Below are 21,195 nucleotides of genomic sequence, written 5' to 3'. Positions count from 1 at the left end.
ACCGGGCCGACGAGAGGAAACCCTCCCGTGCCTGCCACCCGCACCACGCTCCGCCGCAGCCTGGCCACTGCCGCCGCCCTGCCGCTGCTCGCCGTGGCGCTCACAGCCTGCGGCTACGGCTCCCAGGCCGAGGAGAACGACACCGAGAACCCCTCCGCGGGCGGCAAGAAGCTCTCGGCGGACACCGTGAAGATCGGTTACTTCCCGAACCTCACGCACGCCACCGCCCTGGTGGGTATCCAGGAAGGCCTCATCGCCGAGGAACTGGGCGGCACCACGCTCAAGCCCTCGACGTTCAACGCCGGGCCCTCCGAGATCGAGGCGCTCAACGCGGGCGCGATCGACATCGGCTTCATCGGCCCCTCCCCCTCGGTCAACGGCTACAGCAAGTCCAAGGGCCAGAGCCTGCGGATCATCGGCGGCGCGGCCTCCGGCGGCGTGAAGCTCGTCGTGAACCCCAGGAAGATCAAGACCCTGGACGACCTCAAGGGCAAGAAGATCGCCACCCCCCAGCTCGGCAACACCCAGGACGTGGCGTTCCTCAACTGGCTCTCCGACAAGGGCTGGGAGGTCGACGCCCAGAGCGGCAAGGGCGACGTCTCCGTGGTCCGTTCGGACAACAAGGTGACCCCGGACGCCTTCAAGGCCGGTTCCCTGGACGGCGCCTGGGTCCCGGAGCCGACCGCTTCGAAGCTGGTCGCCGAGGGCGGCGAGGTCCTGCTCGACGAGTCGACGCTGTGGCCGGACGACAAGTTCGTCATCACGAACATCATCGTGTCGCAGAAGTTCCTCTCCGCGCACCCGGACGTCGTGGAAGCCGTGCTGCGCGGCACCGTGAACACCAACAAGTGGATCAACGCCAACCCCGACAGGGCGAAAGTCTCCGCCAACGCCGCTCTCGAGGAGCTGAACGGCAAGGCCCTGCCCGCCGAGGTCCTCGACCCGGCGTGGGAGTCCATCCGGATCACCGACGACCCGCTGGCCGCTACGCTCCAGGCCCAGGCGGACCACGCGGTCGAGGCCGGTCTGCTGGAGAAGCCCGACCTCAGCGGCATCTACGACCTGAGACCGCTGAACAAGATCCTCAAGGCCGCAGGCCGGCCCGAGGTCGCCGATGCCGGTCTCGGCGTCAAGTAACCCCCCGACCGCACCAGGATCCCTGAAGATTCCCAGGAGGTGACGACCATGGCGACCACCACCCTCACCAAGGCCGAGGACCGTACAGCGGTCGAGCACGCCGCTCGCGTCGAACACGTCTCCAAGTCCTTCACCGGGCCCACGGGGCAGCAGCTCGTCCTGGACGACATCACGCTCGACGTCGCGCCGGGGGAGTTCGTCACCCTCCTGGGAGCTTCCGGGTGCGGCAAGTCGACACTGCTCAACCTCGTGGCCGGACTCGACCGCCCGACCGCGGGGTCCATCGAGACCCCCGGCGGGCGGCCGGCCCTGATGTTCCAGGAGCACGCTCTCTTCCCCTGGCTGACCGCGGGAAAGAACATCGAACTGGCCCTGCGGCTGCGCGGGGTCCCGAAGCCGGACCGCCGCCCGGAGGCGGAGCGGCTGCTCGAACTCGTACGCCTCGGCGGGGCGCACGGGAAGCGGGTGCACGAACTCTCGGGCGGGATGCGCCAGCGGGTCGCGATGGCGCGTGCTCTCGCCCAGGACAGTCAGCTGCTGCTGATGGACGAGCCGTTCGCGGCACTCGACGCCATCACCCGCGACGTGCTGCACGACGAACTGACCCGGATCTGGCGGGAGACGAACGCCTCCGTCCTCTTCGTCACCCACAACGTGCGCGAGGCGGTGCGGCTCGCCCAGCGCGTCATCCTGCTGTCGTCGCGTCCCGGCCGGATCGCCCGGGAGTGGACGGTCGACATCGAGCAGCCCCGCCGCATCGAGGACACCGCCGTGGCGGAGCTGTCCGTCGAGATCACCGAACAACTGCGTGGGGAGATCCGCCGACATGGCCAGCACTGAATCGAAGGCCGACGACCTGGCGGGGCTCGAGGCGGGCCTGGACGCGCTCGACGCCGTACAGGTACGCAGGACCCCTGCCCGCGAGATCCTGACCGGCAAGGTCCTGCCGCCGGTCGTCGCCGTCGTCCTGGTGGTCCTTGTCTGGCAGATCCTGGTCTGGGCGAAAGTCACGGACGACTACAAGCTGCCGCCGCCGGCCGAGGTCTGGAACAGCCTGAAGGACATGTGGCTGCAGGGCACCCTGCTGGAGGTCGTCTGGACCAGCGTGTCGCGCGGTCTGCTCGGTTTCGTGATGGCCGTCGCGATCGGTACCCCGCTGGGCCTGCTGGTCGCACGGGTCAAGCTCGTCCGGGCCGCGATCGGCCCGGTCCTGTCCGGGCTGCAGTCCCTTCCTTCCGTGGCGTGGGTGGCGCCGGCCATCATCTGGCTCGGCCTCGACGACAGGACGATGTACGCGGTGATCCTGCTCGGCGCGGTACCCTCCGTGGCCAACGGTCTGGTCTCCGGCGTCGACCAGGTGCCGCCCCTGTTCCTGCGCGCGGGCCGCACGATCGGCGCGACGGGGCTGCGGGGGACGGTCCACATCGTCCTGCCGGCGGCGCTGCCCGGCTATCTGGCGGGCCTGAAGCAGGGCTGGGCGTTCTCCTGGCGCTCGCTCATGGCCGCCGAGATCATCGCCTCATCGCCCGATCTGGGCCTGGGGCTGGGCCAGTTGCTGGAGAACGGCCGGAACAACTTCGACATGCCGGGGATCTTCCTGGCGATCCTCCTCATCCTGTTCGTCGGTATCGCGATCGACCTGCTGATCTTCAGTCCGCTGGAGCGGCGGGTCCTGCGCAGCCGCGGCCTCCTCGTCAGGAGCTGAGCCTCCGTGTCCGCCCCCGTTCTCCTCGTCATCGCCCACGGAAGCCGTGACCCGCGGCACGCGGCGACCGTGCACGCGCTCACCGCGCGGGTCCGGTCGCTGCGGCCCGGGCTGCGCGTGGAGACGGGCTTCCTGGAGTTCAACGCCCCGTCCGTCCCCCGGGTCCTGGAACGTCTGGCCGCGGAGGGGGCGGACGAGGTCGTCGCGCTCCCCCTGCTGCTGACCCGGGCCTTCCACGCCAAGTCGGACATCCCCTCGGTGCTGCGCGAGGCCCGCGCACGGTTCCCCCGGCTGCGGATCGGCCAGGCCGACGTCCTGGGACCGTCCCCGCTGCTGAACGCGACAGTGGAACAGCGGTTGTACGAGGCCGGCGTGAGCCCCGGTGACAAGGGCTCGACCGGGCTGGTCCTGGCCTCGGCGGGCTCCACGGACCCGGAGGCGATCGCAGTGATCGCTGAAATCGCGCGGGAGCTGCGGCACACCGGTTGGTGCGCCGTGCGGCCTGCGTTCGCCTCCGCTGTAGTTGCCGGCGGCTTCTCCCGCACCGCCGACGTCGTACGCGCCCTGCGGGCCGACGGCGTACGGCGGGTCGCGGTGGCGCCGTACGTCATCGCCCCCGGCCGGCTCCCCGACCGCATCGCCGCGGGCGCCGGGGAGGCCGGGGCCGATGTCCTGGCCGGCGTCCTCGGGGCGTCCCCCGCGCTCGCCCGGCTGCTGCTCACCCGGTACGACGGGGCATCCGCCCCGGTGGACAGGGCGATGAGCGCCTAAGGGCTCAGTTAGCCACCCCCGGGGGTGGTGAGGTGCGGCCCGGCGCATGGCCGCCGGCCCGGTAGGGCGTTCGCCCCCGCGGAAAGCGGACACGGCAACGGGCCGCGCTCGAGGAGCGCGGCCCGTCGGCAGGTGGGTCCGGAGGAGGTCCTAGAAGATGCTGACGCCGTAGGCGCTCAGCGCCTCGGTGACGGGCTGGAAGAACGTGGTGCCGCCCGAGCTGCAGTTACCGCTGCCGCCCGAGGTGAGGCCCAGAGCCGTGGTGCCCGCGAAGAGCGAGCCGCCGCTGTCGCCGGGCTCGGCGCAGACGTTGGTCTGGATCATGCCGTAGACGACGTCACCGCCGCCGTAGTTCACCGTGGCGTTGAGGCCGGTGACGGTGCCGCTGTGGACGCCGGTGGTGGAGCCGCTGCGCTTGACGGCCTGGCCCACGCGGGCGCTCCCCGCAGAGGTGATCTCCTGGTAGCTGCCGTTGTAGAGGTAGACCCGGCCGTCCGCGGCGCCGGAGTTGGCGTGCCGGATGATCCCGTAGTCGTTGACGGGGAAGCTGGAACCGGTCCTGGTGCCGAGGGTGGAGCTCTGGCTGGAGTTGGTGTACCAGGTGCTGCCGATCTCGGTGCAGTGCCCGGCGGTCAGCGCGTAGTAGGTGCTGCCGCTGCGGACGTTGAAGCCGAGGGAGCAGCGTCCGCCGCCGGCGTAGATGGCCTGTCCGCCCGCGATCAGCTTGTTGAACGTGCCCGGGGTGCGGTTGATGTCGGCCTTCGCGCCGGAGTCGGTGACCGACTTCTTGATCTCGGCGATCTCGGCGGCGGTGACCGTGCTGTCGACGGTCACGACGACCTTGCCGGTGCTCGCTTCGGTGTACCAGGCGGTACCCGCGATGTCGGCACCGCGCACGGCCGAACTGGCCGAGGCCAGTTCGGCCTTCGTCACGGTGGTGTCCGGGGCCGCCTGGGCGACCGCGGTGGGTGCCGCAAGCGCCACGGCGGTGACCAGACCTGAGGTCGCGGCGATGAGGCGAGCACGTCTGGAGATCGAGCCGAGGGGAGCGAAGCGCTTGAAGGTCACAGGATCCTCCGTCTTTGGGGGGTGTCCGGCCGCTGGGTGGGCGGGCCGAGGGTGTGCGGCTGTCCGTGACCATCGGGTACTGGTCGTGGACCTGCCAACCGCACGCCTCGAATCCTTGACTTCGCTCGAACAGGTGACAAGGTCCTCTTCCGGACCACGGCGGACAACGGACCGTGAACTCCGATATGCGTGCGGATGACCTCCGGGCAACGGCATCCGCTCACCGAACGGAAGCGATCAGCGAATTGCAGCAAAGCCCGGAACGAGGGGCGGACGTCGGCCGCTGTCCGTACACATCGCTTTCCCACACGCCGCCCTTGCCCGGGAAGGACGTGCGTGCGGGCACCGGCGGTCCGGGCCGGACCCGTCGGGCCACGGCCTCTTCGGGTGGCTTACCGGCGTTTTGCCCAGGTGCTCCGAGTGGCCGGAATCAATCCTTCCGGCGAGATCCGGCCGGACTCCGGGGCCGGATCAGACCGGGGCGGCGCTCTTGCGGCGCCACTCCGGGATGTGCTGCCGGGCGATGCCGGGGAGCCGCGGGTCAGACCTCGGCGAACGGGTCGTCGATGAAGGGCGTGGCCTGGTGGAAGTAGAGCAGCCAGCCGCTCCCGGTCAGCCGCCACAGTGAACTGCGGTGCGAACGCAAGCCCTTGGACTCGGTGTCGAAGGTGAGGTGCACCAGGTCCACCGCGAGCTGGTCGCCCCGCATCCGCGACGCGGTGAGCGGACCGGGGCGTGGTGCGTCCGGGGCTGTGAGCATCGCGATGATCGTGTCCCGCTCCCAGAGCCGGCCACTGGTGCCGATCTCCCGGAAGTCGGGGTGCAGCAGAGAGGCCAGCATGTCCTCCGAGGCCCGCACCACGGGATCGAGGAGCCGGAGCTCCCCCTCGATGGCTGCGGCCACGGCGGGCGAGGGCTCAGTCACGCGTCATCTCCACGAGCTTGGCCACGGTGTTCCAGTTGCGGCTGGTGGCGACGAGGCCACGGGTGAAGGCGGGCCGCCCGAGCGCCACGGCGAGCTTGGAGCGCCCGAGCCCGTCGGGCGTGTACAGGTAGAGGGCACGGTCCCCCAGGCGGAACTCCTCCGGGCGGAAGGCGTCCGCGTCGAGCGATGCGAATCCGGCGGAGTCGACGGCCTTGTCGAAGTACGTGACGTGCACCTGCTTGCCTTCGAGTTCGGCGGCCGGGAACGGACAGGCGCCGGCCACACCCGCGAGGTAGGCGCCCGACCGCACGAGACAGTCGACCGGAAAGCCGAACCGTTCCTCGATCGCCCGCTCCAGCCCGGCGGCGAGGGCGCTCTCGTCGCCCGTCGCACTGCGGAACACGGCGTTCCCGCTCTGCAGATACGTGGCGACGTCCTCGTGCCCCAGCTCTTCGAGCAGCGTCCGGAGTTCCGCCATCGGGACCCGGCGGTGCCCGCTGACGTTGATCCCGCGCAGCAGCGCCGCGTACATCGTGCTCATGGGCCCTACCTTAGAGCTCTCCACAGGCGGCGGCCGCCGCGCCCCGTGGGGGGAGGGCGCGGCGGCCGCCTGTCCGTTCCGGTCCGCCTACTCCACGATCTTCAGGAGCTTGTTCGCCGTGCCCTCGGTCGCGTTGGAGATGACGTCCGGGGTGGCCCCGCCGGTGAGCGCCGTGGCGACCTCCTCAGGGGTGGCGTCCGGGTGTCCGCCGAGGTAGACGGCCGCGGCGCCCACGACGTGCGGGGTCGCCATGGACGTGCCGGAGATGGTGTTCGTGGCGTCGTCGCCGTCCTTCCAGGCCGACGTGATGTCCGAGCCGGGAGCGTAGATGTCCACCACGGACCCGAAGTTGGAGAACGACGACTGCTCGTCGTCCACCGTGGACGAGGCGACGGTGATGGCCTCGGGGACGCGGGAGGGGGAGCCCGCACCCGCGTCGGCGGCCTCGTTGCCCGCGGCGACGCCGAAGGTGACACCGGAGGCGATGGCCTTCTGCACCGCGGCGTCGAGGGCGGGGTCCGCGGTTCCGCCGAGACTCATGTTGGCGACGGACGGGCCCTCGTGGTTCGCGGTGACCCAGTCGATCCCCGCGACGACCTGCTCGGTGGTGCCCGAGCCCGCGTCGTCCAGGACGCGGACGGCCACGATCTTCGCCTTCTTGGCCACCCCGTGCGAGGCACCCGCGATGGTCCCGGCCACGTGGGTGCCGTGTCCGTTGCCGTCGTCGGCGTCGTCGTCGTCGTCCACGGCGTCGAAGCCCGAGGTGGCCCGGCCCTCGAAGTCGCTGTGGGTGACGCGGACACCGGTGTCGATGACGTACGCGGTGACGTCCCCGCCCGCGGCGTCCGGGTAGGTGTACGCGCCGTCACCGGCGGTTTCGGACTGGTCGACCCGGTCCAGCCCCCAGGACGGCGGGTCGTCCTGGGTGGCGTCGATGTGGAATTTCTTGTTCTGGACGACCTTGGAGACGGCCGGGTCGGCGGCGAGCCGCCTGGCCTCGGTCTCCGAAAGCCCGTCGGCCGAGAAGCCGTTGATGGCCGACTTGTAGGTCCGCCGGAGCTTGCCGCCGTACTCCTCGGCCAGACCGGCCTTGTCCGCCTTCTGGTCCAGCATCACGATGTAGCTGCCGGCGACGGCCGTCGCCGCGTCCGCGCCGTGGACGGTGCCCATCGCGGGCGCCGTCGCGGCCCCGGCGAACGGGGTGCTGAGCAGGGTGACACCGGCGGCCGCCGCCACCGCGGTTATCGCGGCGGTGAGCCTGAGGGAGCGTGCGCGCTTGTGCATTGCCATGAAGAGGGGTCTCCTCGTCATTCTTTGTGGGGGGATCGGCCCTCGGCCGGAAGATCTCCGTGGGCTGGCTCGAAACACTGCTCGATTGACGCGCCCAGATCAAGACCTTCATGTAGCCGTCACGCACTCGGCAAGCTTCCGCCACAGAAAACCGGTGCACTCCCCGCCATGTCGGGCAAGCGGCCGGCCCTCTCCCGGACCTCTGGGCGCACATGACTTCCGGGCAGGTGGACTTGACGCGTCCGGGCGCCCTCGGCGCCAGCTCCTCGCCCGGCAGGGCGGAACGGAATGACATGACCCTGTTTCCGTACGGCGAAGGGCTTCCTCAGGAAGCCAGTTCGGCCTCGATGAGGTCGGCCGCCCGCTTCGTCCCGCCCTCCCCCGCCATCCGCTCCTTGATCGCCGCCAGCCTCGCGGCGACCTCCGGATCGTCCGCCAGGGCGAGGACCGCGGCGCGCAGGGACGCGGCGTCGGCCTCCTCCTTCGGGAGGTGCCGGGCGACACCGAGGGCCTGGAGCATGTCCGCGTTGCCGAACTGGTCGACGGCCTGCGGGACCGCCACCATGGGGGTGCCGGTGGCGAGCCCTTCCTGACTGCCACCCGCACCCGCATGGGTGATGAAGGCGTCCGCCTGCTTCAGCACGGACAGCTGGGGGACCCAGGAGTGCACCTCGACGTTGTCGGGTACACCGCCGAGTTCGGACGGATCGACGTGCGCGCCGATCTGGAGCACCACGTGCCAGTCCGGCAGGTCCCCGAAGGCCTTGAGGCACTCGCGGTAGAACGCGGGCTCGTCGGTGTACGACGAGCCGAGCGAGACCAGCAGGACCTTTCCGGCGCCGGCCGGCCGCTTCCACTCCCCCTGGTCGGCCCGCTCGCCCTGGCACGCGCCGACGAAGGTGAACCGGGCGTGGTCCACGCGGTCGGCGTTCGGCTGGAGCGCCTCGGGGATCAGCACCAGACCGCGGCGCGGCCGGGCCACGAAGTCGTCCGCCGAGAGGCCGCCCAGGCCGTTCTCCGTGAGCCAGGCCGCGAAGCGTCCGAAGTACGCCCGGCCCTGCTCGGTCTGCTTCAGTTCGGCGTTCGCGGGGTCGCCGACCTCTTCCGCGTACCCCTCCCAGGGCACCAGGTTGGGCCAGAGCTGGACGGCGGGCACGCCCCAGCGGTGGGCGAGGACGCGGGCCGGGTACGCGGTGATGTCGTGCAGGACGAGGTCCGGTTCGTCTCCCTCGAAGGCGTCGACGAGCTGCGGGAGTGCCTGGACCGCGTCATCGAGGAACGGCTCGATGTAGTCGATGGGTTCGCTGCCCCAGTCCTCCGGAGCGGTGGGCAGCGTGGAGGTGTAGATCACCGGCTCGGCTCCGGTGGCGGCGACCTTCTCGGCGAAGGAGGCCGGAATGGCGTAGCTGACGCGGTGCCCGCGGGTGACGAGCTCCCGGATCACTTCGAGGCTCGGGTTCACGTGCCCGTGGGCGGCGATGGAGAACATGGCGAGGTGGGCACGGGGAGGCGCGGCATGCGGGCGCGTTGTCATGCCGCCAACGTATGCGAGACGAAACGTCTCGTCCAGTTATTTTCCGGCCCGTGTCCGGCCGGCTCAGCGCTGATAGCGCGCCAGGACCCGGTTACCGTCCTCGACCAGGCGTTTCCTCAGCTCCTCGGTGTCGATGGCCCCGCTGTAGTACTCCTGGAGCGCGGGCGTGGCGACCTTGTCCTTCCACTCGGGATAGCCGCGCACCGACTGCGCGGGGGCGGGGTGCAGTGTTCCGGCAAGAGCGGTGCCCGTCGCCCAGCCGTTCTCCTCGGTGTGCAGCGCGGGATCCGCCAGCGCCTCGGTGCCGGTCGGAAGCATCCAGTCGCCCCTGGCCAGCCGCACCATGTTCGCGGGGCGCAGCAGGAAGTCGATGAACCGCACGGCCTCCTTCTTGTGCGGGCTGTCCTCGGCGACCGAGAGGGTCTGCGGGCTGACCCCCTGCGCGAGTCCGCCACTGCCGGCCGGGGTGGGCAGCACCGTCCACCCGAAGCCCTCGGGCGCCTGCTCGACGACTTGCTGACGGTAGGAGAAACCCAGCGGGACCATGGCGTACCTGCCGCCGAAGAAGCCGGGGAGTGTGTCCGAACCTCCCATACCGAGCGCTGAACGAGCCGCGCTCCGGGCGGAGTTGACCTGGTCCCGGACCGTACCGGGCATGACCCGGTCACCTTCGTGGAACCGGACGGTCACTTTGCCGTCCGCACCGCGGTGGAAGAGCTGCCCTCCGGCGGAAAGACCCAGGTTCAGGGTGACGGAGACCGGCTCCTTGAGCGGCCAGGCGACCCCGTACGTCCCTTTCTTGGTCAGTTCCTCGGTGACCTGCCGGAATTCCGGCCAGCTCCAGGGGTCCCCGGGGGTCGGGATCCGCACGCCCGACGATTCGAGGATCTTCGTGTTCGCGATCAGGACCTTGGGCTCCTGGAGGAAGGGGACGCCGTAGACACCGCCGCCGAAGGTGGTCGCGTCCCAGGACCGCTGCGGAATGTCCCCGGTCAGCCGGTCCGGCAGCAGGGCCCGCAGATCGGCGAGGTAACCGCCGTACGCGAAGTCCGCCAGGTCGTCCGAGGCGTCGTGGATGACGTCGGGCGCCTCACCGCCCTCGAAGGAGGTGAGCAGCTGGTCGTGGACGTTGTCCCAGCTGCCCTGGACGTAGTCCACCTGGATGTCCGGGTGGGCGGCGTTCCACTCGCGCACGAGCCGCTTGTTGACGTCGACCGACTCCTTCTGCCAGGCCAGCGACTGGAAGCGGAGCCGGATCGTGCCGTCCTCGTCCCGTTCGCCCTCCCCCGAGCAGCCGGCCAGCAGGAGGGCGAGCGCGGTCACCGCGGCGCAGAACCCGGGCAGCCGGCGCATCAGTCCTTCACCGCCCCGGCCGTCAGACCACCCGTGATGCGCTTCTGGATGACCGCGAAGAGCACCAGTGAGGGGAGGGTGGCGAGGAACGCGGCGGCGGCGAGCGGCCCGAGGTCGGCCACGCCCTCCGCGCCGAGGAAGTGCGTGAGCACGACCGGCAAGGTCTGCTTCTCCGGGGTCTTGAGCAGGACGAGCGCGAAGAAGAACTCGTTCCATGCGGTGATGAACGCGAAGAGCGCGGTGGCGACGATCCCCGGGGCCAGCAGCGGCGCGGTGACCGAGAGGAGGATCCGCCCTCTCCCGGCCCCGTCGACAGCGGCGGCTTCCTCCAGTTCGGGTGGCACGGCCCGTACGTAACCGGCCAGCATCCACAGGGCGAAGGGCAGCGACCAGACGACGTACACCAGGATCAGCCCCCACAGCGAGTTGATCAGATGCAGGTACTTGAGGACCAGGAACAGCGGAATGATCACCAGGACGAAGGGGAACGCCTGGCTGACCACGACCCATCCGGTGGCGGCGGTGGAGAGCCGGCCCCGATGACGGGCCATCACATAAGCCATGGGTGTCGCGATGAGGACCGCGACGAGAGCGGCGCAGAGCGCGGCGGTGAGCGAGTTGGCCGCGGCCCGCAGCAGCGGCTGTTCGTCGAAGGCCTGCCGGAAGTTGTCCGTCGTCGGGTCCTGGGGGATCCACGTCGGGTGCAGCGAGCCGAGCTCGCGGGCCGGCTTGAAGGCGGTGGAGATCAGCCAGAGGAAGGGGAACGCCAGGAAGACCAGATAACACAGGAGGGCGGTGTACTGTCCGGCGCGCGCGATCCTGCCCGTACGGAGGCTCATGCGTCCTCGCCTCCCCTGAGCCGGCCTACGAGGTGGACGGCGAGGAGCACCGAGATGACGGCGACCATCACGCATCCCATCGCGGCGGCGTAACCGAACTGTCCGTAGCGGAACGCCTCCTCGTAGGCGAAGAGCATGGGCAGACGGGTGCGGCCTCCCGGTCCGCCGCTGGTCAGGACGTAGACCAGGGCGAAGGAGTTGAAGTTCCAGATGAGGTTGAGCGCGCTGACGGCGAGTGCCACGGGCCGGAGGGCGGGCCAGGTGACGGCACGGAAGCGGCGCCAGGCCCCGGCTCCGTCGAGGGCGGCCGCCTCGTGGAGTTCGTGCGGGGTGTTCTGCAGCCCGGCCAGCAGCGCCACGGTGGTCTGCGGCATGCCGGCCCAGATGCCGACGATCACCACGGCGGGCAGCGCGGTGGCGAGTCCGGTCAGCCAGTCCCTGCCGTCCCCGAGGCCGAGATCGCGGATGGTCTCGTTGAGGATGCCGGCGTCGGGGTTGTAGACCAGGCGCCACATGATGCCGACGACGACCTCGGGCATGGCCCAGGGGATGATCGCCAGCGCCCTGGCGAGCCAGCGCATCCGCAGGTTCGCGTTGAGCAGCAGGGCGAGGCCCAGGGCGAGCACGAACTGCGGGACCGTGACCCCGACCGCCCACAGCAGGCCGATCCGGAACGAATCCCAGAACAGGGTGTCGTGCAGCAGGTCCTGGAAGTTGAGGACGCCGACCCACTGGGTGGAGCGGGTGCGGCCCGACTGGGCGTCGGTGAAGGCCAGCACGATGCCGTACAGCAGCGGGCCGACGCTCAGGATCAGGATGGGGATCAGTGCGGGCAGCACCAGGAACCAGGCGGCGCCGTCCCGTCGGCGGCCTTCGCCCCGCCCGCCCTGCGGGGCCTTGCGCCCGGACCGCGTCATCGCGGTCGCCGGTGTCATGAATTCGACCCCTTTGTCCTCTTGGATCGGTTTCATTCCTGTATTGCCGCTCCGGTGGCCCCCGTCATCGTGCTGACGGGCCGCCCGTTCGTCAAGGTGGCCTGCGGAGATGAGAAAATCGGGTCATGGACGACATGCGTGCGCGCGAGGTACTGACCGCCGCCGGACTGCCCGCCGGTGCGGAGCTCCTCGCACTCGGCGAGAACGCGGTGTTCGCCGTCGGTGACCTGGTGGTCAAGGTCGGCCGGGACGCCACGCACCACCCGGAGCTGCGGGAGAGGGCCGAGCGCGAGGTGGCCGTCGCCCTGTGGCTCGCCGACTCGGGCGTGCCCGCCGTACGGGCCGCCGAACCTCTGGCCCGCCTGGTGGAGGGGCACCCGGTGACCCTGTGGCACCGGCTGCCCGAGGCCGTGCGCCCGACCGAGCCGCGCGATCTGGCCCCGTTGCTCACCCTGGTGCACGCGCTGCCCGCTCCTGAAGGCTTCGCCCTGCCGCGCCGTGAGCTGCTCGGCGGGGTCGAGCGGTGGCTGCGGCTCGCGGGCGACGCGATCGATCCCGCCGACGCGGACTATCTGCGCGGCCGGCGCGACGGCTTCGCGAAGGCCGCCGCGGCCCTCACCCCGCACCTGCCGCCGGGCCCCGTCCACGGCGACGCCCTTCCGCGCAATGTCCACGTCGGTCCGGACGGGCCGGTGCTGGTCGACCTGGAGACCTTCTCCGCCGATCTGCGCGAGCACGACCTGGTGGTACTCGCGCTCTCCTGCGACCGGTACGGCCTGCCCGCCCCCGCGTACGACGCGTTCACCGAAGCGTACGGATGGGACGTACGCACCTGGGAAGGGTGCGCGGTGCTGCGCGGTGCCCGCGAGACGGCGAGCTGCGCCTGGGTCTCCCAGCACGCCCCGGCGAACCCCAGGGCTCTGGCCGAGTTCCGGCGCAGGGTGGCGTCACTGCGCCAGGACGACCCCGAGGTTCGCTGGTACCCCTTCTGAGCCTCACGGCCATCCGGCCCGCACGGATCGTTGCTTCATGGGGCTCTTCGGCAAGATCACCGGAACCAGGCACCCCGAGGGCGGGATCACGCCACGCGCAGCCGGGGGGCTGCGGACTTCCCTGTTCAGCCTCAACCAGCCGGACGTCCCCTACGTCATCCGCGACGACACGGCGCATGATGCCGGTCTGGCGGCGGAGTGGCGGATCGCCGAGCCGGCCCGGCAGACCTTCTTCATCGGATCCCAGCTGACGCACGCCCCCCGGATCCGGATGCGCCTGGTCGAGGAGAGCCCCCAGGTACGTGCCGCCGAGGAGCAGGGGGAGGTCACGCGGGCCGGGAATCCCCCGCGGCTCCCGGCTTCGGCGGAGCACTCGCGCGGCTCGGGCAGGGCGGTCTCCCGGCGCTGGACGCTCCGCGCGTGAGGAGGACGGCCGCCTCGAAGCGGCGGAGACCTTCGGTTTCGGCAGTGTGCGACCGGCCGGCCCCCCGCGGAGCACCGCCCCCGAGTCGGGCTGGACCTGGCGCGGAGCGGTCTTCGGCAAGCCGTGAGGGCCGACGGGGCCGTTTCGTGGTGCCGCGTGTCCTTCCGCCGTCTGTCTTGATCATCCGAAACGGGGCCCTCAGGACCACAGTCCGCGTGGCCGCAGCGAAGTGGGGCCTCTCGGCCGTGGCCGCCGGTGTGCTGCTCGTGGGCTGCTCCACGCCGGCCGACGTCAATACGTCCGAGCCGAAGCTGTCCGCGGACAAGCCGGCCACCACCGTCTCCGAGAAGCTCGCCGGCACGACGGGCCAGCCGAAACCGGACCTCACCCGCCCCGAAGACCTCGCCGGGAAGGCCGGCACCACCACCCGTTGCAAGCTCACAGCGGGCGACGGCAGCACTCTGGGCGTGGTGGTCGAGATCACCTCGGTCGAAGGAAAGCAGATCAGCTTCGCCATCAAGACCGACGAGACGGCTTCACCGGCTCCGAACCGACACCCCCGGGCCGCCTTCCTCCGCCGGCCGCCGCCTCCGGGGAATGAGCGGCCAGGCCGGTTCGACGACGGCCGCCGGATCCGCGGTGCGCCGCAGATAGGCCTGCAGGGAGAGCGACTGCTCGGCTGCCGCGTCCGTCTGAAGGCTGTGCAGGTCCTCCAGCGGCATCACTGCGACCTGCTGGTGCCTCTCCCCCATGCGTCGCACCACGCGGGCAGCGGCGACGGCATCGGCCCTGGCATCGTGCGCGTCGTCGAGCGGCACCCCGTAGTGGGCACACAGCGCGTGGAGGGCCCGCTTCCCCTTCCGGTACCTGTCGACGTGCTTGTCGATCACCAGTGGGTCGATGACGGGCGAAGGAGTGCCCCCCAGTCGCTCGCTGACCGACTCCACCGCGTACCGCAGGCATTCACGGTCCAGCAGGGACAGGTCGTAGCGTGCGTTCATCACCACCAGCGGCGTCCCTGAGCGCAGCCCGTCGGCGACGGCACGTGTGATCTCCTCGATCGCGGCCGCGGCCGGCGCCCCGTGCTCGCGGGCACGCTCCGTCGAGATGCCGTGGATCGCCGAGGCCTGCTCGGGTATGGCCACGCCGGGATCCAGCAGCCAGGTCCGCTCCCGCGACACGGATCCGTCCGCTTCCAGCCGGACGACCGCCGCCGTCACGATCCGGTCGGTCTCGACGTCCGTTCCCGTGGTCTCCAGGTCGAACGCCAGCAGCGGCCCGCTGATCCAGCTCATCCCGTACCTCCTTCTGTGGTGCTTTCCCCCAGGTGCTGACCACCTTCGCACGCACCACTGACAGCAACAGGGGCACCAACGCCGGAAGAGATGTCAGGAGACGGGCCGGGAATCCGTCCAGACCGACTCGAACTCCTCCCGGTACGTCTCGAAGAGGCCGTGCTCACTGTCCTGCCCCGCCCTGACGACCGCACGCCCTCCGCCGCGCAGCACCAGCACGGGCGCCTCCATACCGCGTGCGCGCCGCAGATACGGCTGGACGACACCGACCGCGCCGGGGCCGTCGCCGTCCACCAGGTAGGCCGTGAAGCGCGGAGTCTCGTCGAAGACGTGGATCTGGAAGGCGCCCGGGTCGCGGAGCTTGGAGCGGACCCGGCGCATGTGGAGGATGTTCATCTCCACGGAGCGGCTCAGTTCACCCTTCTTGAGGCCCAGTTCCCGCTCCCGGCGTTTCACCGCGCTGCTCGCCGGGTTGATGAACAGCAGCCGGACCCGGCATCCGGACTCCGCGAGGCGGACGAGCCGGCGCCCCGAGAAGTTCTGCGTGAGGAGGTTGAGCCCGATGCCGATCGCGTCCAGCCGGCGCGCCCCGCCGAACAGGTCCTCGGCGGGCAGCTGCCGCTGCAGCCGGACCCGGTCCGGGTGGACGGAGACCACGTCGGCATAGCGGTCACCGACCAGCTCCTCCACCGCGTCCACGGGCAGCCGGTCGGCCGACGGGACCGCGGCCCCGCTGCCGAGGATCTCCAGGAGCCGCGCGGAGGCCCGCTCGGCCTGCGCCAGGACCGCCTCGTTCAGCGCACGGTTACGGGAGACGACGTTGCGCGCCACCTCCAGCTCGTCCAGGGCGAGCTCCACCTCGCGGCGGTCGTCGAAGTACGGCTCGAAACACGGCCAGTGCTGGACCATCAGCTCACGCAGCTGCGGCAGCGTCAGGAAGCTCAGGACGTTGTCGTCCGCCGGGTCGAGCAGGTAGCCCTTGCGACGCGAGACCTCCCGGACCGCGACGGCGCGCTGCACCCACTCCTGCCCCGCGGGTCCGGCGGCGGCCACCACCCAGTCCTCGCCGTGCACCGGCTCGTAGATGGGCCGGACCACGGCGGAGACCACGGCTCGCAGCCTCTGTTCCACCAGATTCAGCCAGATGTACGCACGCCCCGCCCGCTGGGCCCGTGTGCGCACCTCGTTCCAGGAGTCCGCTCCCCAGTCCAGCGCAGCGCCGATCTCCATGGGCTGTGCGAGGGAGACAGCCCCTGGCGGGGCATCGGTCGATTCCCCCTCGTGACCTGCGTCACCTGGGGGCAGCTCGAACCCTCCCGAGCTCACCCGTGTACCGCCTTCCAGTCCCCCCCACCAACGATCAAGGAAGGGTACTCCGGCAGTGGGAGCCGGTGCAGCCGGATGCACAGGCTCCTCACTCAACTCCCCGATGTGGCGGGCCCGTTCCTTGCGGTGAGATCAGATGGAGTGAGATGGTTCATAGCGATTGCGCACCCCCTGGCAAGGGTCGCACCGGACGGAGGAGCTGCCCGGCGGCCCGGGCCCCCCGTCCGGGCGACACCCCGGTGTCGCAGGTTGACCGGTCCGGCGGGATCGCACGACGGCACCCGGCCGCACCGGCCGACGTACTAGGTACAGGACCGCCTTTCGGGGAGTATCGGGTCGAAAACCCCTGAACCCGGATCAGAAGTGGAAGAATCCTATCTATGCAGGTCTGGCCGGGACACGCGTATCCCCTCGGCGCCACCTACGACGGCGCCGGAACCAACTTCGCGGTCTTCTCGGAGGCCGCCGACCGAATCGAGTTGTGCCTGCTGCACGACGACGGTTCGGAAACGGCGGTGGAGCTCCGTGAGACCGACGCCTTCGTCCGTCACGCCTATCTGCCCGGCGTGATGCCGGGGCAGCGCTACGGCTTCCGGGTGCACGGGCCCTACGAGCCGCAACGCGGGAAGCGCTGCAATTCGGCGAAGCTGCTCCTCGATCCGTACGCCCGTGCGATCTCGGGGCAGATCCAGTGGGGCGAGGCGGTGTACGGCTATCCGTTCGGCAAGCCGGACGAGCGCAACGACCTCGACTCGGCGCCGCACACCATGAGCTCGGTCGTGGTCAACCCCTACTTCGACTGGGGCGACGACCGCCGCCCGCGCACGGACTACCACCGCACGGTGATCTACGAGGCCCACGTGAAGGGCCTGACGATGCTCCACCCGGGCCTGCCCGAGGAGCTGCGCGGCACCTACGCGGGTCTCGCGCATCCCGAGATCATCGCCCATCTGACGGAGCTGGGTGTCACCGCGATCGAGCTGATGCCGGTGCACCAGTTCGTCCAGGACCACCGTCTCGCCGACGCCGGCCTGGCCAACTACTGGGGTTACAACACCATCGGTTTCTTCGCCCCGCACAACGCGTACGCCTCCTGGGGTGACCGCGGCGAACAGGTGCTGGAGTTCAAGCAGGCGGTGAAGGCGCTGCACCAGGCCGGCATCGAGGTGATCCTCGACGTCGTCTACAACCACACCGCCGAGGGGAACCACCTCGGTCCGACCCTCTCGTTCCGGGGTCTCGACAACGCCTCCTACTACCGCCTGGCCGACGACCAGAAGTACTACATGGACACCACCGGCACCGGGAACTCCCTGCTGATGCGGTCGCCGCACGTCCTGCAGCTGATCATGGACTCGCTTCGGTACTGGGTGACCGAGATGCACGTGGACGGTTTCCGCTTCGACCTGGCGGCGACGCTCGCGCGCCAGTTCCACGAGGTGGACCGGCTGTCCTCCTTCTTCGACCTCGTGCAGCAGGACCCGGTGGTCAGCCAGGTCAAACTGATCGCCGAACCCTGGGACGTGGGCGAGGGCGGATACCAGGTGGGTAATTTCCCGCCGCTGTGGACCGAGTGGAACGGCAAGTACCGGGACACGGTGCGGGACCTGTGGCGGGGCGAGCCCCGGACCCTCGCGGAGTTCGCGGGGCGCCTGACGGGCTCCTCGGACCTCTACCAGGACGACGGCAGACGCCCGCTGGCCTCGATCAACTTCACCACCTGCCACGACGGTTTCACCCTGCACGACCTCGTCTCGTACAACGAGAAGCGCAACGATGCCAACGGCGAGGGCAACCGGGACGGCGAGAGCCACAACCGTTCATGGAACTGCGGGGTGGAGGGAGAGACCGAGGACAAGGAGGTCCTGGAGCTGCGCAGCCGCCAGATGCGCAACTTCGTCGCCACGTTGATGCTCTCCCAGGGCGTGCCCATGCTGAGCCACGGCGACGAGTTCGCGCGGACGCAGCGGGGCAACAACAACGGTTACTGCCAGGACAACGAGCTCTCCTGGGTCCACTGGCCCGATCCGGCCGCCGCGTCGCACGCCGGGGACGGCGAGGAGGACGCGGGCGGCACCGACACGAGTCTGCTGGAGTTCACCCGGGCGATGGTCTGGCTGCGCCGCGACCATCCGGTCTTCCGGCGCAGGCGTTTCTTCCACGGCCGACCGGTGGAGGGCACGCACGACGAGCTGTCCGACATCGCGTGGTTCACTCCCCGGGGGGAGGAGATGACCCAGCGGGACTGGCAGGCCGCTCACGCCAAGGCCATGACGGTCTTCCTGAACGGTCGTGCGATCTCCGAGCCGGGCCCGCGCGGTGAGCGGATCACCGACGACTCGTTCCTGCTCATGTTCAACGCGGCCGCGGAGAGCCTGGAATTCACCGTCCCGATGAACCACGGCAAGCGGTGGCAGGTCGTCGTGGACACCGCCGTTCCGGACGGGGTGCCGCCCGGTGCGGGGCCCAAGGTGTCCGCGGGCGAGCGGGTGACGCTGGTCGGGCGCAGTCTGACCGTGCTCAAGCGTCCGGCGTAGGCCGATGAGGTGAGGGGCACCGGCCGGGCCGCCGCCGGGCCGGTGCCGGGTGGCCGGGAAGGTGGGAGAGAGGCGCCCGGCTGGGTACGTACGCATTCATGACGCCCACTGCCACGTACAGGCTGCAGCTCCAACCGGATTTCCCGTTCGCCGCCGCTGCGGACGCCGTGCCGTATCTCGCCGAGCTCGGCGTCTCCCACCTGCACCTGTCCCCCGTCCTGGAGGCCGTGCCCGGTTCCGGACACGGTTACGACGTCGTCGACCACAGCAGGGTGCGGGCCGAGTTCGGGGGCGAGGAAGGCTTGCGGGAGCTGGCCGCCACGGCACGCGCCCACGGCCTCGGGCTGATCCTGGACATCGTGCCGAACCACATGGCCGCCGTGCCCCGGCACAATGTGCCGCTGTGGGAGGTCCTGCGTGAGGGCCCCGGGTCCCCGTACGCCCGCTGGTTCGACATCGACTGGGCGGCCGGCGGCGGGAAGGTGCTGCTGCCCGTGCTGGCGGGACGCGTCGGCGAGGAGAGCGGCGGCCTGGAGCCGGGCACCAGGGACGACGGCACGCCCGTGCTGCGCTACGGCGACCTGGAGTTCCCCCTGCGCGCGGGTACGGAGGGCCTCGCGCTGCCCGAGCTGCTGGCCGCCCAGCACTACCGGCTCGCCTGGTGGCGGCTGGCCAGGACCGAGCTGAACTACCGGCGGTTCTTCACCATCTCCGATCTGATCGGTGTCCGGGTGGAGCACCCCGAGGTGTTCGACGCCACCCACGGCAAGATCCTCGAACTGGTCCGCGACGGAGTCGTCGACGGGCTGCGCATCGACCACCCGGACGGGCTGGCCGATCCCGCCGCGTATCTCGGGCGGCTCGGTGAAGCCACGGGCGGGCGGTGGACGGTGGTGGAGAAGATCCTCACCGGTCCCGAGGCGCTGCCGGCCGGCTGGGCGGTCGCGGGGACGACCGGATACGACGCGCTGCACCGGATCGACGGCGTGTTCACCGACCCGATGGGTGCGGCGGATCTGCTCGGCCGCTACCGGGACTTCGCAGGCCCTCCCGGGGACCGCGGCGGCTACTGGACAGCGACCGTCCGCCGCGCGGCGTACCGCGTGGTCACCCATGAGCTGGCCGCCGAGACGGAATGGCTGACCCGCCTCGCCGTCGAGGCGTGTGCCGGGGATCCCGCGCTGCACGACCACGCGCCGTGGGCCCTCCACACGGCGGTGCGCGAGCTGCTGGTGCGGGTGCCCGTGTACCGGCCGTACGTGACGGCGGGCGGCCCGCTCACCGGGATCGCCGAGGCGGCGCTCCCCGCCGGGGCGGTGCGGGACGCCAAGGCGGTCTTCCCGGTCCCGCAGGAGGCGGAGGCCGTCGATGTGGTGCGCGACCTCGCGCTGGGCCGGCTCGGGGACGGACCGGAGCACGCGGCGTTCTGCGCCCGGTTCGCGCAGACCGCGTCCGCGCTGCACGCCAAGTCCGTGGAGGACACGGCGTTCTACCGTTACGTCCCGCTGGTCTCGGCGACCGAGGTGGGCGGTGATCCGGGGCAGCCGGCGGTGAGCCCGGAGGAGTTCCACGCCTTCTGCGCCCGCCTCGCGAGGGACTGGCCGGCGACCGGCACGGTGCTCACCACCCATGACACCAAGCGCAGCGGGGACGTGCGGGCCCGGATCGCGGTCCTGTCCCAGTGCCCCGGACGGTGGTCCTCACTGGTGGCGCGGCTGTCCCGGGCGACGTCCGTGCCGGCCCCGGATCCGCAGCTGGCCTGGCAGGCGTGGCAGTCGGCGTACGGCTGCACGGGGCTGCCCGCCGGGGAGGCGGCGGGCCGGCTGGAGCCCGCGCTGCTGAAGGCCGTGCGCGAGGCGGGCCTGTTCACCAGCTGGACCGAGCCTGATCCGGCGTACGAGCGGGCCGTGGCCGACTTCGTGGCGGCCGGCCCGGGCAGCGACGCGGGCGAGGCACGGTCGATGCTGACCAAGTTCGCGGAGACGCTCGCCCCCTTCGTGCGGGCCAATGTGCTGGGTGCCGCGCTGGTGCATCTGACGATGCCCGGGGTCCCCGACCTGTACCAGGGCACGGAGCGGGAGTACATCGCGCTGGTCGACCCGGACAACCGGCGGCCCTTCACGCGGCCCGCCGGAGGCGTCGGCGAGAAGGCCGTGCTGACCACGGCCGCGCTGCGCCTGCGCCGGGATCGCCCGGAGCTCTTCGGCGAGTCGGGCACCTACGCCCCGCTGGCCGCGCAGGGTCCTGCGGCCTCCCACTGCCTGGCGTTCTGCCGGTCCGGCGAGGTGGTCACGGCGGTGACCCGGCTGGCGCTGCGACTGGACGAGGAGGGTGGCTGGCGCGATACGGAGCTGACGCTGCCCGACGAGGGCCCGTGGACCGATCTCCTGTCGCCCGGAAGGGAGTTCACGGGACCCACGGTCGGTGTGGCGCGGCTCTTCGCCGATCGGCCGGTGGCGCTTCTGTCGCGGGCGCGAGCGGTTTCCGGTCGCGGGTGAGGGGCCGCACCGGTCTTGGCCCCGC

The 21,195-nt window shown here is 70.9% G+C and carries 18 protein-coding genes and 1 pseudogene; 9 read left to right on the top strand and 10 right to left on the bottom strand.

Annotated features, from left to right (window positions below; all coding sequences use genetic code 11):
- The first annotated feature begins 27 nt into the window (after nucleotides 1–27).
- From ACF1FZ_RS17985 to ACF1FZ_RS17970, 4 genes are read left to right on the top strand one after another with little or no spacing between them, the layout of a single operon-like run.
- On the top strand, nucleotides 28–1,137 hold the full coding sequence (locus ACF1FZ_RS17985) for an aliphatic sulfonate ABC transporter substrate-binding protein (RefSeq protein WP_391774344.1): 1,110 nt from the start codon (nucleotides 28–30) through the stop codon (nucleotides 1,135–1,137).
- 48 nt (nucleotides 1,138–1,185) lie between these two features.
- Nucleotides 1,186–1,977 (top strand): ABC transporter ATP-binding protein, encoded by a 792-nt coding sequence (locus ACF1FZ_RS17980; RefSeq protein WP_391774343.1) that lies wholly within the window; start codon nucleotides 1,186–1,188, stop codon nucleotides 1,975–1,977.
- Nucleotides 1,964–2,842 (top strand): ABC transporter permease, encoded by an 879-nt coding sequence (locus ACF1FZ_RS17975; RefSeq protein ID WP_391774342.1) that lies wholly within the window; start codon nucleotides 1,964–1,966, stop codon nucleotides 2,840–2,842. Before ACF1FZ_RS17980 ends, ACF1FZ_RS17975 begins: the two co-directional genes overlap by 14 nt.
- Nucleotides 2,843–2,848: 6 nt before the next feature.
- The gene (locus ACF1FZ_RS17970) at nucleotides 2,849–3,613 is read left to right on the top strand and encodes a sirohydrochlorin chelatase (protein WP_391774341.1); all 765 of its coding nucleotides are present in this window, start codon (nucleotides 2,849–2,851) and stop codon (nucleotides 3,611–3,613) included.
- Nucleotides 3,614–3,763: 150 nt separating this feature from the next.
- Here the strand turns inward: ACF1FZ_RS17970 and ACF1FZ_RS17965 are convergent, their stop codons facing one another.
- The 8 genes from ACF1FZ_RS17965 to ACF1FZ_RS17930 form a co-directional block, all read right to left on the bottom strand.
- Nucleotides 3,764–4,681, bottom strand: a complete 918-nt coding sequence (locus ACF1FZ_RS17965) for a S1 family peptidase (protein WP_391774340.1) — start codon at nucleotides 4,679–4,681, stop codon at nucleotides 3,764–3,766.
- A 541-nt stretch (nucleotides 4,682–5,222) separates the two neighbouring features.
- Nucleotides 5,223–5,606 carry a DUF4440 domain-containing protein gene (locus tag ACF1FZ_RS17960; protein WP_391774339.1) on the bottom strand — a complete coding sequence of 128 codons (384 nt, stop codon included), beginning with the start codon at nucleotides 5,604–5,606 and terminating at the stop codon, nucleotides 5,223–5,225.
- The gene (locus ACF1FZ_RS17955; protein WP_391774338.1) at nucleotides 5,599–6,147 is read right to left on the bottom strand and encodes a DUF1697 domain-containing protein; all 549 of its coding nucleotides are present in this window, start codon (nucleotides 6,145–6,147) and stop codon (nucleotides 5,599–5,601) included. The genes ACF1FZ_RS17960 and ACF1FZ_RS17955 overlap by 8 nt, the downstream gene beginning before the upstream one ends.
- A gap of 87 nt (nucleotides 6,148–6,234) precedes the next feature.
- Nucleotides 6,235–7,437 (bottom strand): S8 family peptidase, encoded by a 1,203-nt coding sequence (locus tag ACF1FZ_RS17950; protein ID WP_391774337.1) that lies wholly within the window; start codon nucleotides 7,435–7,437, stop codon nucleotides 6,235–6,237.
- Nucleotides 7,438–7,762: 325 nt separating this feature from the next.
- Nucleotides 7,763–8,971 carry a macrolide-inactivating glycosyltransferase gene (gene mgt / locus ACF1FZ_RS17945; RefSeq protein WP_391774336.1) on the bottom strand — a complete coding sequence of 403 codons (1,209 nt, stop codon included), beginning with the start codon at nucleotides 8,969–8,971 and terminating at the stop codon, nucleotides 7,763–7,765.
- 63 nt (nucleotides 8,972–9,034) lie between these two features.
- Nucleotides 9,035–10,324 carry an ABC transporter substrate-binding protein gene (locus tag ACF1FZ_RS17940; protein WP_391774335.1) on the bottom strand — a complete coding sequence of 430 codons (1,290 nt, stop codon included), beginning with the start codon at nucleotides 10,322–10,324 and terminating at the stop codon, nucleotides 9,035–9,037.
- Entirely contained in the window at nucleotides 10,324–11,163 is an 840-nt protein-coding gene (locus ACF1FZ_RS17935) for a carbohydrate ABC transporter permease (RefSeq protein ID WP_391774334.1), read from the bottom strand. Before ACF1FZ_RS17935 ends, ACF1FZ_RS17940 begins: the two co-directional genes overlap by 1 nt.
- Nucleotides 11,160–12,098, bottom strand: a complete 939-nt coding sequence (locus ACF1FZ_RS17930) for a carbohydrate ABC transporter permease (RefSeq protein WP_391774333.1) — start codon at nucleotides 12,096–12,098, stop codon at nucleotides 11,160–11,162. Before ACF1FZ_RS17930 ends, ACF1FZ_RS17935 begins: the two co-directional genes overlap by 4 nt.
- 125 nt (nucleotides 12,099–12,223) lie before the next feature.
- Here ACF1FZ_RS17930 and ACF1FZ_RS17925 point away from each other — a divergent pair, with 125 nt between their 5' ends.
- The 3 genes and pseudogenes from ACF1FZ_RS17925 to ACF1FZ_RS17915 form a co-directional block, all read left to right on the top strand.
- Nucleotides 12,224–13,090, top strand: a complete 867-nt coding sequence (locus ACF1FZ_RS17925) for a phosphotransferase enzyme family protein (RefSeq protein WP_391774332.1) — start codon at nucleotides 12,224–12,226, stop codon at nucleotides 13,088–13,090.
- Nucleotides 13,091–13,127: 37 nt separating this feature from the next.
- The gene (locus ACF1FZ_RS17920) at nucleotides 13,128–13,514 is read left to right on the top strand and encodes a hypothetical protein (protein WP_391774331.1); all 387 of its coding nucleotides are present in this window, start codon (nucleotides 13,128–13,130) and stop codon (nucleotides 13,512–13,514) included.
- Nucleotides 13,511–13,999, top strand: a pseudogene (locus ACF1FZ_RS17915) (DUF4333 domain-containing protein); the annotation flags it as partial. The gene ACF1FZ_RS17920 and the pseudogene ACF1FZ_RS17915, both read left to right, overlap by 4 nt.
- Before the next feature lie 51 nt (nucleotides 14,000–14,050).
- Here the strand turns inward: ACF1FZ_RS17915 and ACF1FZ_RS17910 are convergent.
- Together ACF1FZ_RS17910 and ACF1FZ_RS17905 are read right to left on the bottom strand one after the other, a co-directional pair.
- Nucleotides 14,051–14,809, bottom strand: coding sequence for a 3'-5' exonuclease (locus ACF1FZ_RS17910; protein WP_391774330.1), 759 nt, complete (start codon nucleotides 14,807–14,809; stop codon nucleotides 14,051–14,053).
- A gap of 93 nt (nucleotides 14,810–14,902) precedes the next feature.
- Entirely contained in the window at nucleotides 14,903–16,135 is a 1,233-nt protein-coding gene (locus ACF1FZ_RS17905) for an SAV2148 family HEPN domain-containing protein (protein ID WP_391774329.1), read from the bottom strand.
- A gap of 380 nt (nucleotides 16,136–16,515) precedes the next feature.
- Here ACF1FZ_RS17905 and glgX point away from each other — a divergent pair, with 380 nt between their 5' ends.
- Nucleotides 16,516–18,672 (top strand): glycogen debranching protein GlgX, encoded by a 2,157-nt coding sequence (gene glgX, locus ACF1FZ_RS17900; RefSeq protein WP_391774328.1) that lies wholly within the window; start codon nucleotides 16,516–16,518, stop codon nucleotides 18,670–18,672.
- Between the two features lie 98 nt (nucleotides 18,673–18,770).
- Nucleotides 18,771–21,170 (top strand): malto-oligosyltrehalose synthase, encoded by a 2,400-nt coding sequence (gene treY, locus ACF1FZ_RS17895; protein WP_391774327.1) that lies wholly within the window; start codon nucleotides 18,771–18,773, stop codon nucleotides 21,168–21,170.
- Nucleotides 21,171–21,195: the final 25 nt, after the last annotated feature.

The organism is Streptomyces sp. NPDC014623 (assembly GCF_043088245.1).
Classification (GTDB): Bacteria; Actinomycetota; Actinomycetes; order Streptomycetales; family Streptomycetaceae; genus Streptomyces.
The sequence above is the reverse complement of the archived record's forward strand: the minus strand, read 5'-3'. Positions and strand labels throughout refer to the sequence as shown.

Bases quoted from the DNA above. Each gene is read 5' to 3' on its own strand.
- ACF1FZ_RS17980 (WP_391774343.1), top strand. From the start codon at position 1,186: ATGGCGACCACCACCCTCACCAAGGCCGAGGACCGTACAGCGGTCGAG.
- ACF1FZ_RS17975 (WP_391774342.1), top strand. From the start codon at position 1,964: ATGGCCAGCACTGAATCGAAGGCCGACGACCTGGCGGGGCTCGAGGCG.
- ACF1FZ_RS17955 (WP_391774338.1), bottom strand. From the start codon at position 6,147: ATGAGCACGATGTACGCGGCGCTGCTGCGCGGGATCAACGTCAGCGGG.
- ACF1FZ_RS17950 (WP_391774337.1), bottom strand. From the start codon at position 7,437: ATGGCAATGCACAAGCGCGCACGCTCCCTCAGGCTCACCGCCGCGATA.
- mgt (WP_391774336.1), bottom strand. From the start codon at position 8,971: ATGACAACGCGCCCGCATGCCGCGCCTCCCCGTGCCCACCTCGCCATG.
- ACF1FZ_RS17940 (WP_391774335.1), bottom strand. From the start codon at position 10,324: ATGCGCCGGCTGCCCGGGTTCTGCGCCGCGGTGACCGCGCTCGCCCTC.
- ACF1FZ_RS17935 (WP_391774334.1), bottom strand. From the start codon at position 11,163: ATGAGCCTCCGTACGGGCAGGATCGCGCGCGCCGGACAGTACACCGCC.
- ACF1FZ_RS17930 (WP_391774333.1), bottom strand. From the start codon at position 12,098: ATGACACCGGCGACCGCGATGACGCGGTCCGGGCGCAAGGCCCCGCAG.
- ACF1FZ_RS17925 (WP_391774332.1), top strand. From the start codon at position 12,224: ATGGACGACATGCGTGCGCGCGAGGTACTGACCGCCGCCGGACTGCCC.
- ACF1FZ_RS17920 (WP_391774331.1), top strand. From the start codon at position 13,128: ATGGGGCTCTTCGGCAAGATCACCGGAACCAGGCACCCCGAGGGCGGG.
- ACF1FZ_RS17910 (WP_391774330.1), bottom strand. From the start codon at position 14,809: ATGAGCTGGATCAGCGGGCCGCTGCTGGCGTTCGACCTGGAGACCACG.
- glgX (WP_391774328.1), top strand. From the start codon at position 16,516: ATGCAGGTCTGGCCGGGACACGCGTATCCCCTCGGCGCCACCTACGAC.
- treY (WP_391774327.1), top strand. From the start codon at position 18,771: ATGACGCCCACTGCCACGTACAGGCTGCAGCTCCAACCGGATTTCCCG.